At 63.2% G+C, this 15,860-nt stretch carries 13 protein-coding genes and 1 pseudogene; 1 reads left to right on the top strand and 13 read right to left on the bottom strand.

Annotated elements, in window-relative coordinates; genetic code table 11:
- Positions 1–400: 400 nt before the first annotated feature.
- The 13 genes from ACFQ50_RS01445 to ACFQ50_RS01385 form a co-directional block, all read right to left on the bottom strand.
- Positions 401–850 carry a Rieske (2Fe-2S) protein gene (locus tag ACFQ50_RS01445; RefSeq protein ID WP_377993744.1) on the bottom strand — a complete coding sequence of 150 codons (450 nt, stop codon included), beginning with the start codon at positions 848–850 and terminating at the stop codon, positions 401–403.
- 522 nt (positions 851–1,372) lie between these two features.
- Positions 1,373–3,670 carry a hypothetical protein gene (locus ACFQ50_RS01440; protein WP_377993743.1) on the bottom strand — a complete coding sequence of 766 codons (2,298 nt, stop codon included), beginning with the start codon at positions 3,668–3,670 and terminating at the stop codon, positions 1,373–1,375.
- 68 nt (positions 3,671–3,738) lie between these two features.
- Complete coding sequence (locus ACFQ50_RS01435) at positions 3,739–3,876, bottom strand: hypothetical protein (RefSeq protein WP_377993742.1); 138 nt, start codon at positions 3,874–3,876, stop codon at positions 3,739–3,741.
- Positions 3,866–5,095, bottom strand: coding sequence for a D-mannonate dehydratase ManD (gene manD, locus ACFQ50_RS01430; RefSeq protein ID WP_377993741.1), 1,230 nt, complete (start codon positions 5,093–5,095; stop codon positions 3,866–3,868). Before manD ends, ACFQ50_RS01435 begins: the two co-directional genes overlap by 11 nt.
- 99 nt (positions 5,096–5,194) lie before the next feature.
- Positions 5,195–6,454: a mannitol dehydrogenase family protein gene (locus ACFQ50_RS01425; RefSeq protein ID WP_377993792.1), complete on the bottom strand. Its 1,260-nt coding sequence runs from the start codon at positions 6,452–6,454 to the stop codon at positions 5,195–5,197.
- Between the two features lie 57 nt (positions 6,455–6,511).
- The gene (gene uxaC / locus ACFQ50_RS01420; protein ID WP_377993740.1) at positions 6,512–7,918 is read right to left on the bottom strand and encodes a glucuronate isomerase; all 1,407 of its coding nucleotides are present in this window, start codon (positions 7,916–7,918) and stop codon (positions 6,512–6,514) included.
- A gap of 92 nt (positions 7,919–8,010) precedes the next feature.
- Positions 8,011–9,048 carry a LacI family DNA-binding transcriptional regulator gene (locus tag ACFQ50_RS01415; RefSeq protein WP_377993739.1) on the bottom strand — a complete coding sequence of 346 codons (1,038 nt, stop codon included), beginning with the start codon at positions 9,046–9,048 and terminating at the stop codon, positions 8,011–8,013.
- A gap of 66 nt (positions 9,049–9,114) precedes the next feature.
- Entirely contained in the window at positions 9,115–10,026 is a 912-nt protein-coding gene (locus ACFQ50_RS01410; RefSeq protein ID WP_377993738.1) for a sugar phosphate isomerase/epimerase family protein, read from the bottom strand.
- Positions 10,023–11,219 carry a Gfo/Idh/MocA family protein gene (locus tag ACFQ50_RS01405; RefSeq protein WP_377993737.1) on the bottom strand — a complete coding sequence of 399 codons (1,197 nt, stop codon included), beginning with the start codon at positions 11,217–11,219 and terminating at the stop codon, positions 10,023–10,025. Before ACFQ50_RS01405 ends, ACFQ50_RS01410 begins: the two co-directional genes overlap by 4 nt.
- Positions 11,216–12,064, bottom strand: a complete 849-nt coding sequence (locus tag ACFQ50_RS01400; RefSeq protein ID WP_377993736.1) for a sugar phosphate isomerase/epimerase family protein — start codon at positions 12,062–12,064, stop codon at positions 11,216–11,218. The genes ACFQ50_RS01405 and ACFQ50_RS01400 overlap by 4 nt, the downstream gene beginning before the upstream one ends.
- Before the next feature lie 2 nt (positions 12,065–12,066).
- Positions 12,067–12,987: a carbohydrate ABC transporter permease gene (locus tag ACFQ50_RS01395; protein WP_377993735.1), complete on the bottom strand. Its 921-nt coding sequence runs from the start codon at positions 12,985–12,987 to the stop codon at positions 12,067–12,069.
- Positions 12,984–13,904 carry a carbohydrate ABC transporter permease gene (locus tag ACFQ50_RS01390; protein WP_377993791.1) on the bottom strand — a complete coding sequence of 307 codons (921 nt, stop codon included), beginning with the start codon at positions 13,902–13,904 and terminating at the stop codon, positions 12,984–12,986. Before ACFQ50_RS01390 ends, ACFQ50_RS01395 begins: the two co-directional genes overlap by 4 nt.
- 125 nt (positions 13,905–14,029) lie before the next feature.
- Complete coding sequence (locus ACFQ50_RS01385) at positions 14,030–15,379, bottom strand: ABC transporter substrate-binding protein (protein ID WP_377993734.1); 1,350 nt, start codon at positions 15,377–15,379, stop codon at positions 14,030–14,032.
- A gap of 196 nt (positions 15,380–15,575) precedes the next feature.
- Here ACFQ50_RS01385 and ACFQ50_RS01380 point away from each other — a divergent pair.
- Positions 15,576–15,812 (top strand): annotated as a pseudogene (locus ACFQ50_RS01380) (LacI family DNA-binding transcriptional regulator); the annotation flags it as partial.
- Positions 15,813–15,860: the final 48 nt, after the last annotated feature.

Genomic DNA, 15,860 nt, shown 5'->3' with positions numbered 1-15,860 from the left:
AAGCGTATGTGCTCAAGCACGGGCGGACAGACTTCTCGCTGCGTCCCTTGGCGGCTGAGGTCGGCTCGAGCCCCCGCGTGCTGCTGTTTCTGTTTGGCAATAAGGACGGTTTGATCCGTGCGCTGTCGGGCCGCGCACGGGCCGAAGAGATGTCGCTACTCGCCAAGCTGGAGGGAACCTCCAGCACCTCCAAAGGCGGACTTCCCGTCGTCGCAGAGGAATTATGGCTCTGGCTTTCTGCGCGGGAGCAGCGTCGAGGTTTGCCGAACGACTCCACGCGCGGGAGTTCGGCAGCCACTTCTACTCCTGCAACGTGCCCTCAGGCGCATCTGGGCTTGGAGCCCCATAGAGCTGACGCCAGTCACGGTGACGAGCCGCGTGCGATTTGGGGTTCAAATTATCAGGCGACGACCGTGATCCAGTCCCCGTCGATGGCGGCGGTAAGAGGCGTGAGAGGGCGGCGGGCCGGCCCGGTGATGACGCTGCCGTCCGACCCGGTGAAGGTGGAGCCGTGACAGGGGCACTCGAAGGTGGTCCCGGCAGGCGCAACCGTGCAGCCGGCGTGCGTGCATGTTGCGTCATAGGCCACGACCTTGCGGTCTTCAGCTCTGAACACAACGACGGTCCTTCCGTTGGCTTTACCGGTGGCAGTGTCGCCCACGTTGATCTCGCTGAGCTTGCCGATCCGGAAGGGGCGGCCGGGCGGTGCTGAAGCGCCGGAAGCCGTCGGGACGGTGGTGCTGCCCGCGGGCGAGACGGAGCAGGAGGACAGCGCCAGCGCGCCGCCCGCCGTTGTGGCAGCCGTACCCAGGAGTAGGAAGCGTCGAGGCAGGGGTTTTCCGGAATTCATGAAGCTATCGTGCCAGCTCCGCCTGAAAGCATGCTGCCTTCCCTACAAAAAACACGCGCCCACGGGCGCCGGGCCACAAGTGAGGCCTAACTGGCCATGATCACGGAAGCGCGAAGCCACTGCTTTTTTGGAATAGTGCTCGCGCTCGACGGGCTCGCAATCAGGTGCGGTGGACGTTCTCAGTTTTGTTGGCAACGCCGACATGGGGTTTTGTCAACATAAGTGAGATTGATCCGGTCAGAGTCGTCTCACTTAACTTGGCAATTCCGTAGGCATCCCGCGTTGAGAACAGGCCGGATTGCCTTGTAGTTACTAGTTTCGGTGATCTCGGCGTTGCCAACTCAATGAAAAAACGGCCTCAACCAGTAGGTTGCCAGGTTAACTGACTGAGACCGGATATGCGGGATTCTCGCACCAACTGAGATCCCGGAAACGCCGATAACCGCCGTTACGTCAAGTAGAACAGTGATTATCGCATCCGATGCAACATCACCGGCCATCCCCTTTAGTGCGGACGTCCTGTTAGGCCTGCTTCGCTTCGAATGGCCCCGCATCGCCGATGTCGCTCACGTCGCCATACTTTCGTGCCGCTGATACATCCAGCGCGCTCTCGCGGTCGGCGCCAACTAAGAACTGCTTGGTGGAATGACTTTTAAGCTGGTCCACCACTTTGGCAATTCTTGCCGATCGGCGGGCATCATCGAGCTGTTCTGCCTCTGCGACCTGCTTCATCACTTCATCGAACGCGCCAGCCTCCATGCGTCTGCCTAGTGATACGCCTAGCAGGCTCGGAAATACGTTCCTGTATGTGGTGCGTACGTCCGCGGCACCTGGAGCCAGGGTCAAGAAGTTCAACAAGAAGTCAGGTCGCATCACATATCTCGAACCATGTTTGGCGACAAGATCCTTTGTGTGGCGCAGTATGGACGTCTCGCCTGTAAGCCACCAGGTACTTAGCCCAAACTCGGTTGAGGCGTGGGTTTCCTTGCGTTGGACCCGACGACCGTATACGGCAGAAGCCAATATGGCGTCGTTCCAGGCTAGGTCTTCATTTCTCTTGTAGGGGGCGAGGGCAGATGCAACTCGTTGCACCTCATCGTTGTCGTAGTGTTCCGCCAAGTCCTCCGTAGATCGGTAAACCATGTTGAATGCGCTGCAGAGGTACTTGCGGAGATCGTCGTAGACAGCGTCCGAATGCAGGTCCACATGGTCACAAAATTGCTGTACGTACCCCTGCCAGCTACGAGGTCGGCGCATTCCCAACTCTTGATTGATATGGGCGTATAGATAAGCACGCAAGAGGATTCTAGGCACGTCGCGAATGATTTCGTACGGCAGATGATCCTGCACCTGCGCTATTTGACTCCTATAATCCCAGTCGCAGCCGCGAAGGTGATGAGCTATTTCTTCGAGTACAGGTCTTGTGAGAACCAGCTTGGCGCCGTGCTGCGCGGCCATGCGTAGCGTATTTCGAGTCATCTGATCTGCATCAGGAAGAAAGTACTCACTGAGGGATCGAATTAGAATATCGCTGCCGACGTATAGGTAGAAATCGCCAGCCAGGTTCTGGAAATATTCAACAAGCCTAGGTTCGGCATTCAAGGTGAAAAGGAGCGAGTAGGTAAGAGACAGCTTGTGAAGGTACTGGCGTTCGTTTTCATGCGACTCGTAGAGGACCCCGCGCAACGCTCCAAGAGCGGCCTCGCCGATGAGCGCACCCCTCTTGCCAGTAAGGCCCAGTTCCACGAGTGCCGTTCGGATGGCTTCCGTTATGGTGGGAAAGGAGCGCGCATCGCCCTCTGTCCTGCTTACAAAGCTAGCGAACTCGAGCCCTTGTGTTTCAAAGGAAAGCTGGATGGCGCGATTTGCTACCTTAGCGGCGTCGCGCGCTCCGGCCGGCCCCAGCCCTTGCTTCGGCGCAACTGCAATGCGGGCTTCGAGGCTTCGCATGAATTGAACCCTAAGTGCCTCATCTGAGGCACTTTCGTCTTCTATTCGTTTGCGTGTTTCAAACGGTAGGCAGTAGAGCCCGTCCTTCTGATGGGCGCGGATAGCCCGGCCGCCTGGATAATGCTTTGAGGAGAGGCTAGTGAGACGCTTTGACAAGCGGCGCTCGACTAGAGGCAGCACTCCTGGGAGTTGCGCCCCGATCCGTTTTAAAACCTCGTTGCTGGTTCTTAACACTCCCCTGTCCGGGTCTGTGTCCTCCAAAGCCCATAGAATTAGGGCGTCCGTCATGGCATTAACTAGCTGGAAGTCACCATCCTGCCTGTGTAGTTCTTGTGCTAGAAAAACATAAACTGCGGGCGACTTGACGTGCTTCGAAACCGGGACAATTGTAGATTTCCCAACCCCCTTCAAGAAATCGGTGTGGTGTCTCAGCTGACCGTCGAAAGCGGCAATTGTCTGCGGGCCGTCGTTCACATGGGACTGAATGTAATTGCCATCACGGATCGTGATGGTAACGTCTAGCTCGTCCGTGAGCTGGCGCTCTACTCGGTCGACGTACCGGACCTCTCTCGGAGACAAGTAGACGAGGCTCTTTGGACTGCGTCCAAACTCGATCAACCTGGCAACTGTCCGCCGTATTTTTCCTTCAACATCGGCTTCTATGCTCGCCTGATAATAACGCTCAGCGGAGCTGACATCCTCATGGATCGGAGTCTCATAGGCGTCCGCCCCGCCATCCTTGAAGCCTCCAAGAGGGACGAAATTCCCTCCGACAATCGCCGGGTAAAAACTGTTGACGAAGCGCTCGAAAGAGCCGCCGTCTGCTCGGTCTAAGGCGATGGGGACAAGATCGGCATGGACAGGCTCCAAGCTCTCCACCTTTCTAATAGGAAGTTTTCGCTGCCAGCCTACCTTCAGCTACCGACAATAAAGGCGGTCTAAATTTGCGAAGGGAGGAATTCTGCTCCGATGCTCTCGGCCAGGGCCGCGCCTACGGTGCTCTTGCCGCAGCCTGCCACGCCCATCACCACAATGTGGTGGCGGGCGTGGCCTGCGGCGATCGGCTCACCAGTCATGGACGGTGCCGTCGACGAGGCGGTTGTAGGGCAGGTAGGCCTGCTGGTACGGGTACGCGGCGGCGGCTTCTTCGTTGAATTTGACGCCGATGCCGGGCTTCTCGCCCGGGTGCAGGTACCCGTCGGTGAACGTCATGGACTGCTCGAAGACCTCGTTGGTCTTGTCCGAGTGCTGCATGTATTCCTGGATGCCGTAGTTGTGGATGGCCAGGCCCACGTGCAGCTGCGCGGCGAAACCGACCGGGGAGATGTCGGTGGGGCCGTGGAAGCCGGACTTGATCTGGTACTGGGCGGCGAAGTCCATGACCTTCTTCAGCGGCGAGATCCCGCCGAAGTGGGTGGAGGCGGCCCGGACGTAGTCGATCAGCTGTTCCTTGATGATGGTCTGGTAGTCATACACGGTGTTGAAGATCTCGCCGATGGCCAGCGGGGTGGTGGTGTGCTGGCGGACCAGGCGGAGCGCCTCCTGGTTCTCGGCCGGGGTGCAGTCCTCCAGCCAGAACAGGTCATAGGGTTCCAGCGCCTTGCCCAGCTTGGCGGCCTGGATCGGAGTCATCCGGTGGTGGCCGTCGTGCAGCAGCGGCAGCTCGGGGCCGAACTCGTTCCGGACCGCTTCGAACACGGTGGGCAGGTGGCGCAGGTAGGCCCGGGTGTCCCAGTCCTCCTCCACCGGGAACGCGCCGCGGCCGGCGGGTTCGTAGTCGTAGCGCTCCCCCGAGGCCTGGGCCTGCGCGGCCACACCGTAGACAGCCTTGATGCCGGGGACGGCGGTCTGGATCCGGACCGACTTGTAACCGAGTTCCAGGTGCTCGCGGACCGAATCAAACAGCGAGGGGATGTCCGAGCCGGAGGCGTGGCCGTAGGCACGCAGCCCGTTGCGGGACGCCCCGCCCAGGAGCTGGTATACCGGCATGCCGGCCAGCTTGCCCTTGATGTCCCACAGCGCCATGTCCACGGCGGCAATCGCTGCCATCGTGACCGGGCCGCGGCGCCAGTACGAGGACCGGTACAGGAACTGCCAGGTGTCCTCGATCCGGTGCGGGTCCTTCCCGATCAGCAGCTGCGCGACGTGCTCTTTCAGGTAGGCGGCCACGGCGAGTTCGCGGCCGTTCAGGGTCGCGTCGCCGATGCCGGTCACACCGTCCTCCGTGGTGATCCGGAGGGTCACGAAGTTGCGGGACGGGCTGGTCACGAAGACTTCCGCGGCAACGATTTTCATGATTGATCCTTTTCTCTGCTGGCGGCTGTGACGCCGCGGCTCTTGGTCTTGGGCGGCACGGAAGCCTTTTCCGTGTCACTGTGAAATGATTTGCCTCGGTCAGGAGTCGCTGATTCCGCCAAGGAGGCTGTCCACGGCGAGGGCGACGGAGTCCTCCGCGAGCCCCGGGTCCACAAGACCCAGTAGGGCCGCCGTCTGCTCGCGGCCGGTGAGAGCGAGTGCCGCCTTGATGTCTTCTTCGAGCGGATCGTGGAACTCGGCCCCGCTGCGGAGGTAGTCGATCCAGGCAGCGATCATCCGGGCGGCTCCGAGCCCGGAACGGCCTTCGGCTCGCTCCGCCAGCAGCACAGGGACAGCCCGCATACGCAGCTTGGTCGAACCGTCCTGGGCGATCTGGGAGAGGAAGTGCGCGATCCGCGGGTTCGTGAAGCGCTCGAGCAACGCGGCACGGTAGTCAGGAACGTCCAGCTCCGGGAGCGTCAGATGCCGGGCGGCCTCATCCCAGAACTCCTCCATTGCCTGCCGGCACACCGTGTCGGCGAGGGCTTCGGCCACGGTCGAGTGGGCGCGCAGTTGGCCGGCGTAGGCGAGCATCGAGTGAGCGCCGTTGAGCAGCCATAATTTTCGGTTCTCGAATGGCTCGATGTCCTGCACAAACAGCGCTCCGCTGTCCTCCCAGGCAGGACGGCCAGCGGGAAAGTCTCCCGAGAGGATCCAGCTTGCGAAAGGTTCGGCGACAACCGGGGCCGCGTCCTGGTAGCCGCAGCTTGCAGCGACCAGGGCAATGTCCTCCGGTGTGGTCCGCGGAGTGATGCGGTCCACGGAGGTGCCCACGAAGCTGACGTTGTCCCGCACCCAGACCGCGAGGTCGTTGTCCTGTTCCTCGGCGATGCGGGTCACCGCGGTCCGGGCGACATTGCCGTTGCCCGCAACGTTGTCACAACTGACGACGGCGATCGGGCCCGCTCCTGCGTCGCGCCGGGCGGCCAGACCGCCCACGAGACGGCCGAGAGGGGTGTCCGGTCCGTCGTCGTCGTACACCTTCTCCGTCACGGTGAGGGTAACGATCGCGGTGCTGGGCGTCGCCAGCAGTTCGTTAAGCCGCGCCGTGTCGGCGCCGTCGACTGCCTCGGCGATGGAGCCGACTACTTCGAAGTGGTCCCCGTCCGCGGAGCGTTCGATCAGCGTAAAGAGTCCGTTCTGGGGTGCCAGGGCGACGGCAGCGTCGGGGCGGCGGCCGGTGAACGCGGCGATGCCCCAGTCTGCGGCGTCGCTGGCCCGGTGCGTATACCAGGCCTGGTGGGACCGGTGGAAGGCTCCGAGTCCGAGGTGCACGATGCGCACGGGCGGAGCCGGCATGTTCTGACGGGCCAGGACGGGCAGGTCGGTGGCGGTGCTTATCACGGGTATTCCTTTCTAGAGTTTGAAGACCCGGCGCGGGGATGAGTCGACGAGGTCGACGATCAGTTCGTGGGCGCGTTCCTCGCTGACGCGGTGCTCGGCAACGAGCCGGGCCAGGAAGGAGGCCTCGATGCGGCGGGAGGCGTCGTGGCGGGCGGGGATGGAGCAGAAGGCGCGGGTGTCGTCGATGAACCCGGACGAGCGGGAGAACCCGGCGGTCTCGGTGACGGCGGAACGGAAGCGCAGCATGGCGTCCGGGGCGTCCAGGAACCACCACGGGGCGCCGAGGTAGACGGACGGATAGAAGCCGGCCAGCGGCGCGAGTTCGCGGGAGAACACGGTCTCGTCCAGGGTGAAGAGCACCAGGTGGAAGTCCTTGGCGGTGCCGAAGTCCTGCAGCAGCGGGCGGATCGCCTCGGTGTAGTTGACGGCGAACGGGATGTCGTGGCCTGTGTCGGCGCCGTACGTGTTGAAGGTGGGCTCGTGGTGGTTGCGGTACGAGCCCGGGTGGATGGTCATGACCAGCCCGTCCGCCACGGACATCCGCGCCATCTGGTACATCATGTGGGCTTCGAACGCGTCGCGGTCCTGCGCGGTGGCCTCGCCGGAACGGGCGCGGTCAAACAGCCGTGCGGCGTCGGCGTCGTCGAGCTTCAGCGTGGCCGGGGTCCGGACACCGTGGTCGGCCGAGACTGCGCCGTGGTCCACGAAATAACGACGCCGGTTCTCCAGGGCGGTGAGGTAACCGGCATAGCCGGTGGCGCCGTCGCCCGCTGCCGCGATCAGCCGGTCAACGTTCGCGGACCAGGTGGGGTGCGCGATGTTCAGGTAGGCATCCGGGCGGAAGGTGGGCAGGACGCGTCCGCTGAAACCCGGGTCCCCGGCGATGGCCTTATGGCTGGCCAGGTCATCGAGGGGATCGTCCGTGGTGGCCAGCACCTCGATGTTGAAGTCCTTGAAGAGCTGGCGCGGGCGGAAGCCGGGTTCCAGCAGCCTGGCGGAAATCGCGTCATAGCTGGCATCCGCAGTCTCGGCGCTGATGTCCTGTTCCAGGCCGAAGACGCTGCTGAACTGGGTGCGGAGCCAGTAGCCGGAGGCGGTGCCCTCGAACAATGGCCAGGCCTGGCAGAACTCGCGCCAGACGGTGCGGGAGTCCGGCTGGGACGCCTCGGAATAGCGCAGCCGGTCCAGCGGGACTCCGCTGGCATGGATCAGGCGGGTGACGTAATGGTCCGGGCTGACCAGCAACGCTGCCGGATCCGGAAACGGCGTGTTCTGCTCGATGACGGCGGCGTCAACGTGCCCGTGCGGGGAAATGATGGGCAGGTCCTGGACGCGCTGCAGGAGGTCACGCGCAATACTGCGCGTTCCCGGGTCCGCGGGCAGGAGCCGGTCTGGGTTGGCGGCAATCGACTGTGACATGGGGTCAGTGTTCAATTCTCTGGCAACGGGTCGTTGACCGATTGGTGGCAGGTTGCCAGAGGCTGCCGAACCGGTTGGTAAAAAGCTTCGATCTATATGGCTGGAGTTAGGAGCCGGCCGCTGGATCCACGGACCACCAGCGTGGTCCTCAGGTCCATGGGTCCCACTGTCCTCACCGGGGCCGGGCCCAGCCCGGCCCCGGGAAGCGCCGCCAGGAGCAGGCCCAGGGCCGCCGCGCCGCAGTCCTTGAACGGGGACGCGATGGTCGTCAGTGCCGGTGTGGTGAAGTCCGAGCCGAAGATGTTGTCGAAGCCGACCACGCTGAACTCATCGGGTAGGTTCACCTTTGCAGCCTGCAGTTCCTGCATGAGGCCGATGGCCAGCAGGTCGTTGTAGCACAGGGCGGCGGTGGCGCCGGAGGCGATCACGTCCCGGGCCGCGAGTCGTCCTCCTTCGGCGGTGGGCGCCGTGGTGGCGATGAGCTGTGCCTCCCGGCCTGTCCAGTCACAGGCCGAACGGAAGCTGTCCCAGCGGCGGGCGGACATCCAGGACTGTGCGGATCCGGACAGGAAGGCGATCTTCTGGTGGCCGTTGGATGCCAGATGGCGGACAGCCTCGCCGATGCCGGGCTGCACGTCCGGGACCACGGAATCGACGCCGTCGACGCACCGGTTGATGACCGCGACTGGCTTGGTTCCGCTGAGTGCGCGGATTTCCGGATCGGACATGCGGGGGGTTGCAAGAATGATGGCATCGGTTGATGACTGCATGCGCCGGGCGACGACCACCTCCGTGGAGCCCGACTCGGACGATTCGGCCAGCACCAGTGTCAGGCCGAGTGCGGCTGCTGCCGACTGGGCGCCGCGGATGATGTCGAAGTAACCGGGGTTGGTGATGTCTGCGACGATGAGTCCGACCATGCCTGTACGGCCGGTGGGCAGCGCCCGGGCCAACGGATTGATGCTGAAGTTGAGCTCCGCGGCGGCATGCTCGACGAGTTTCCGCGTTTTATCGCTGACCCGGCCCGGGTTTCCCAGGGCACGGGACACCGTGGAGGCATTGACGCCCGCCAGTTTCGCGATGTCGTAAATCGTGACCTTGGCGCCGGCCGCACTGGAACTTTTCACCATGTTCTCATTTCCCAATTCTGCGGTGTTGTCGGACGTGTCTAAAGGCACGTCCGACAACATCTGTCGCTAGAGGCGTGCCGTGTCCGTTTTGTGCGGGATCCCGGCCAGTGCGGCCGTCAGGCGCAAGTACGCCAGATTCGCGCTGGTGCGTTCGGCGAGGGGCAGATCGGTGGAGAAGTCCTCGACCGTGACCCAGTCGTCGTACCCGATCTCGGCAAGGGCTTCAAAATAGGCCAGCAGGTTGCCTTGCCCTTCTGAGAGAGGCGCCCATTCGGAGTCCCACACTGCCCCGCCGGCCCTGTCCGGCTCGTTGCGGCGGACCCATCGGGCGTTCTTCACGTGAACGTGCGCCAGATAGGGTCCCAGCAACTGCAGTGCCGGCAGCGGCGATTCCCAGCCCTCAATGACCAGGTTGCCCAGGTCATGGATGACGCCGACGTGCTCCGGGTTCAGTCCCTCGAGCAACCGGCGTGCTGACGACGCCGAGGCCGTGACCGTCCCGTGGTGAAGTTCCACGAGGGCTTTGACGCCGTGGTGCGCTGCCCGGGCGGCCACCCACTCGTAGTGTTCGCGGGTTGCATCGAACAGTTCCGGATAGGGCAAACCGGTCGGCGTGGATACGCCCATGGTGGAGTTCCCCAGCGGCAGGACATTGACCCGTACCTGCCGGGCACCCAATGCTGCAGTCGCAGCGAGCACCCGCTCGACGTCGTCGTGGTTGTCACAGCGCGCGTAGCCGCCGAGCCCCGAGTACTTCAGGCCGGCGCCTTCGGTGATCCGGGCAATGTTCGGCAGGGATTCCTCGAGGCCGGTCATCGGCCAGGTGGCGCGGTTTCCTGCCCAAAAACCGGGAACTGATGCGTCCGCCTGGTCCGTGATGCGCCATTCGATACCGTCCCAGCCCTGCTCCCCCAGGTGTGCCGCTGCCTCCGCCGGGGACCATTCCGGCGTCGACGCTGTGAAGACGGAGAATTTCATGCCGGAACGTCGGTCAGGTGGCTGCTACCGGTCCGGACCTCCACATTGTCGTACTTACCGGCAAGGACGTCGTCGATCAGCACAGGCTTGCTCAGGGTGGCGGAGACATAGAGTGCGCGCACTGTAGCCAACGCGGTGACGGCATCGCGGATGCCGACGCCGGCCGGCCTGCCGGTGTGGATCGCGTCGACGATGTCCTGGTATTGGCGGATGTGACCTGCCGGGTAGACGGTTGGATCGAGTGTTTCCTCCTCCGTCTGGCCGGGGAATTTCGCCAGTTCGTCAGCGGCCTGGTTGCCGCCGCCTAGCAGTCCCATGGTCCCGCCCTCGGCCGCGGGTGCGGCGTCGGCGGCGTGGAAATACTCCAGATGGTCGTTGTCGATGACCGCCGAGCCTTTGCTTCCCATCACCTGGAGCCGGACCGTCAGTCCGGGATACGCCGCGGTAGTGGCGTGCAGGACGGCAAGCGCCCCGGACTCGAAGGTCAGTGTCGCCACTGCAGTGTCTTCGACTTCGACGTTTTCATGGGCCAGCAGGGCAGTCCTGGCGCTGATTTCGACGGGCCGTCCCAGGAACCACAGCAGCAGGTCCACGGTGTGGACGCCCTGGTTCATGACGGCGCCGCCGCCGTCCATGGCCCAGGTGCCGCGCCAGGCGCCGGAGTCATAATAGCTTTGGCTGCGCCACCAGCTCACGGACGCGATGGCGGACGTCAGGCGCCCGAAACGACCCTCGCGCCGGGCTTCGTCAACGGCGATGCTGGCCGGGTCGAAGCGGTGCTGGCTGATGACACTCGCCACAAGGCCCTTCGCTTCGGCCGCCTGCGCGGCGGCGAGGATCTCGCTGGCACGGTCCGTGGAGACGTCCAGGGGCTTTTCGATCACGACGTGCTTGCCGGCATCGAGCACTTCCAGCGCCTGCTGGATGTGGAGCCCGCTGGGGGTTGCGATGATGACCATGTCGATGTCGCTGCCGGTGAACGCTTCTGCGAGGGTGCCGAAGGTGGCAGGGCGGGCCGAGCCGCTGTCCTGGATCGATTGGGCCAGTGATTCTGCTGCCTCTGCGATCTCATCCACGAGGGCCGTTACGTGCAGTTCCGGGATCGCGTGGACGGCATTGGCATGAGTGCGGCCGATGACGCCGCAACCGGCAATGACTACGTTCAGGGTCTTTGGGGCGGCTGCCGTGCTCACTTGGTGTCCACTCCTGCTGCGGTGACGACTTTGGCAAAGGCGCGGGCTGCCAGGCCGAAGGCCGTCGGTCCGGAGTATCCGCCCAGTCCGTGGGCGCCGGTCAGGTGCGGCTCGAGGCTGGCGAAGCCGGTGTAGCCGTCGGCCTTGAGGGCCTCTACCGTGCGGAGCAGGTCGCCGTCGCCTTCGCCGGACGGAACGACGACGCCGTCGCTGGAGCGTGCATCCTTCACCTGGAGGTACTCCAGGTGCGGGCGCAGTTTGGCGTACCCCTCGTCGAAGGGCTTGACGCCCACCTGGACGAAGTTGGCGGCATCCCAGGCGACCTTCAGCGCGGGAGACGCGACGGTTTCCATGATGTCCAGGACACGCTCCGGGATGTCACCGAAGATGTCTTTTTCGTTTTCATGGAGGAGGACAACACCGTTCTCTTCAGCGACCGCGGCCAGCGCCCGCATGCGTTCGATGACGGCGTCGCGGATGCTCTCGACGGCTACGCCCTCGCCGTAGAAGAAGGAGAAGATCCGGATGTAGCGGGCATCGAGTACCTGTGCGGCGTTGGCTGCACGCCGCAGCCGCTCCACTTCGTGCTCCACGGGCAGGGTCACATCGACCTTGCCGATGGGTGAGGCGATGGCCGAGACCTTCATGCCCGCGTTGTCCAGGAGTGCCTTCAGCCGTGCCAGCTGTTCATGGTCGAGGTCCACAATGTTGGTGCCCCAGGCGCTGCGGACTTCGATGTGGTTGGCTCCCAGCGCCTGCAGGACGGCGATCTGGATTACGGGGTCATCGTCGATCTCGTCCCCGAAACCGGACAGTGCCCACTCAACGTTTGGTGCAATGGTCATTGCTATTTGACTCCTCCGGCGGTCAGGCCGCCCACTAGGTACCGCTGGAAAATGAGATAAAGAATGACAACGGGTGCCGCGCAGACAAGCGAGGCCGCCATCATCTGGCCGTAGACGGGGATCGCGCCGCCTTCCTGTGAGGCACCGAAGATCTGCAGCGCGACGGCGGCCGTCTGGCTGTCCGGACGTGTCATCACCGAAGCGAAGAGGACGTCGTTCCAGCCCAGCAGGAACGCGAAGATCCCCGAAACGACAACACCGGGCCAGCTCAGCGGCAGGATGATCTTTACCAGCACGCCCAGGTTGCTGGCCCCGTCGATCCGGGCTGCCTCTTCGAGTTCACGCGGCAGGCCACGCAGGTAGGTGACCATGACCCAGGTGGAGAATGGCAGTGCGAACGTCAGGTAGGTGATGAACAGACCCCACTGCGTGCCGATGACCTGAATGCCGAGGTAGCTCGCCGCCGAGGAAAACAGCACGAACACCGGCAGGACCATGAGCGTTCCGGGCACGGACTGCAGCGCCAGCAGGCCCCGGAGGATGGTCAACCGGCCGAGGAACTGGTACCGGACCAGGACGTACGCGGTGGAAATCGACATCAGCGCCGAAACGATGGCCGTTGACCCGGCAACAAGGACGCTGTTCCACAGGCCCTTGGCCAGGCCGACACTGGACCAGATCTTGGTGTAGTTCTCCAGGGAGAAGCTGGAGGGCAGGAACTCACCCTTGGCCACGCCGATGTCCGAGTTCACCGATGCCAGGAAAATGTAGAGGACCGGGATCAGCACGACGGCACACAGGGTTCCCAGGATCACTGCCAGGAGCGGGCCGGGCAGCAGCCGAGTCACCTCGTGCTGGCGTTTGGAACCGGGGCGGAACCCTGTGTCCGCGCTGCGGCGGACGTTGGTGGCTGTGGTGCTCACTTCTTGCCTCCGGTCTCGGCGTCGTCCAGTTTGACGGCGCGCAGGTAAACGAACAACGGGATTGCGATCAGCACGAGGGAGACGAATGCCATCGCCGCGCTCAGCCCGAACCTGAAGCTTTGGAAGCTTGTGACATAGGTCAGGATGGGCAGGACTTCGACGTCGGCCGGCGCCGGAACACCGAACAGCACGAAGGGCAGCGTGAAGTTGTTGATGTGGTGCAGCATGCCGATCAGGAACGCGAGGGACAGCGGCCCCTTCAGGTAAGGGAAAACCACATAGCGCAGCTTGTTCCACCACAAGGCGCCGTCAAGTGCAGAAGCCTCGTGGACTTCATGGTCAACCGACTGCAGACCGGACAGTGCCAGCAGATAGATGAACGGCCAGGAGGCCCAAATCTGGACCAGGATCAGCGTCCAGTATGTCTGCGGCCCGTTCAACCACAGCCCACCATCGATGCCGACGGACCCCAGCACGGAGTTCACCACGCCGTTGGGCTGGAACATGGTCCGCCACACCGTCGCCACGACAAAACCGGGCAGCACGTACGGGATCAGGAAGATGGAACGGACAAGAGCCCGGCCCTTGAAGGCGTTTTGGGTCGCCACGGCGGCGGCAATGCCCATCGGGACCGTGACGATCATGGCAACTAGGGAATAGCTGACGCTGAGCCATACCGAGTGCAGCAGCGGAGAGGCAGTCAGTGCCTCCACGAAATTCTCCACACCGATGAACGGTGAGCTGACCCATCTGCGGAGCGTGTACTGGTCCAGGTTCAACAGGGACATGTAGATGCCCAGCAGCAGCGGGATGACGATGATGATCGTCATCAGCAGCCCGCCAGGGATCAGCATCCATAGGGGACGGTTGCGTTCACTCAGGCCTTTGCGGCGTCGCGTCTTGGGCGGGCGGGGCACTTTCCGGGCCTCGAGGACCCCGCCCGCACCTGCCCCCTCAGGGAACGGGACGGGGACGGGAGCGCTCTCACTGTTGGCGTTCGCCCGCGTTCGCCGAAAAGATTCTGTAGTCATGACAATCCTGCCTAGGACTTCGCGGCCCGGTCCAGGGATGCCTGGCCCTTGGTCTGGGCGTCTTTGATGCGCGTCTCGAGCGAGGCGTCAGGAACGTTTCCGGAGGCCAGGTCCGGGATGGACTGCACGGTGACGTTCGTCAAAGCCAGCTGGATGTCCGCCCAGGCGCCTGTGAACGGGGTAGCCTTGGCCCTGCCCGCGGCCTCCGCGGACGCCGCAAGGACAGGGTTGTCCAGGGACTTCAGTGCCTCGGCGTTGGCCGGGAGATCGCCGAAGGTCTTCTGGTAGTTCAGCTGCTCGTCCTTGGACGTGATGAGATTGACGTACGCGAAGGCGAGGTCCTTCTGCTGGGAGTAGTCGGCGACCACGACGTTGTCGCCGGACAGGATGCTGGCGGCCTTGTTGGCATCCCCCTTCGCCGACGTTTCGCCTGGCGCCACGGTCGGCATGGGGGTGTAAGCGTACTTTCCTGCGACTGCGGACTTGTCCAGCGTTGGGATGGAGCTGGCTGTCGTCATCATGAGATAACCGGCCTTGCCTGAGGCGAAGGCGGCAACCGCGTTGCTGTTGTTCCAGCCGATCGACGCCGGATCCACGACTTTGTCCTTGGTCAGCCAGCCAAAGTAGGTTTCATAGGCCTTCTTCACAGCGGGGTCATCCAGCTTCAGGGTGCTGCCGTCCACGAGCGGATTACCGGCCTGGACGGACATGGCCCAGATGAACTTCCACGGATCGAAACCGTCCTTGTAACCCGTGGCCAGACCGAACGTGCCGGTGCCCGGGTTGGTCATCTTTTTCGCTTGGGCGGCGAGTTCGTCCCAGCTAGTGGCCGGCTTGTCGATACCGGCAGCGGCCAGAACGTCCTTATTGTAGGCCATCACGAACGGGCGGCTAACAAACGGGATGCCAGCCTGGTGTTGTTCGTCAGGGCCCGAGATGCCCAGCGTCGCCGGATTGAAGCGGTCCTTGCCGCCAACTTTTTTCCAATCGTCATCGGAAAGGGTGACGAAGGCCTTGGTTGCGTAGGCCGTGGGAGTGAACGTGGTGCCCAGGCTGTAGACGTCCGGTCCCTGCCCGGAAACCACGGAAGTCTGGATGCGGGTCAGTTCATCGTTTGCCGACGCAAACGTCTCGAACTCAATGTCGGCTCCGGTTTGGGCCTTGAACTTCGCGCCGATGTCCTTAAACCATTGCTTCTGTGCCTCTGGGTATGCACTGTTCACGCCCACCAGGACATTGAGCTTCTTGCCCGCACCATCGACTGTCCCGCTGCCGCCGGAGCTTCCCCCGGAGCATGCGGTCAACGCCAGTGCGGCGCCAACGACGACGGCCGAAAGCCTGGCCTTAGATGAAAACCTCATTGTTCCTCCTTGGATACCCGCACCTTGGCGGGTTTGTGCACCGACCCCGCTGCGTGGCCGGCGTCACACCGAATGTTTTGTAAGCTTACAATTTGTATCGTTAAAGTGCAATGGCTTTTTTCAGCGCCGGTTCAGAAGCGCCGCGACGTGAGGCCTGCAGCGGGCTTCGACGCCTGCACGTCACCACCCAAGGGGCATGATGAAAACTCCCAATAATGTCGGCACGGGTTCCGCTGGTGGCCCGGTTTCTCTGGCATCGTCATCGACGGCCGGGCTGGTGCGAACCCGGGGCGAACGCACGCCTGCCACTATCCGTGACGTCGCCGCAGTTGCCGGAGTCTCGACGGCTACTGTATCCAGGGCGATCCGAGGGTTACCCAGGGTTTCAGCGGCAACAAGGCAAAGAATCATCCTTGCGGTAGAAAGTCTTGGCTATATTCCGTCTCCTGCAGCCTCTGAACTGGGCCGAAGCCGGAGCACT

The sequence above is a fragment of the Arthrobacter sp. NPDC056493 genome (assembly GCF_042795115.1).
Classification (GTDB): Bacteria; Actinomycetota; Actinomycetes; order Actinomycetales; family Micrococcaceae; genus Arthrobacter.
Note: the sequence above shows the minus strand (reverse complement) of the source record. Positions and strands in the feature narration are given on the sequence as shown.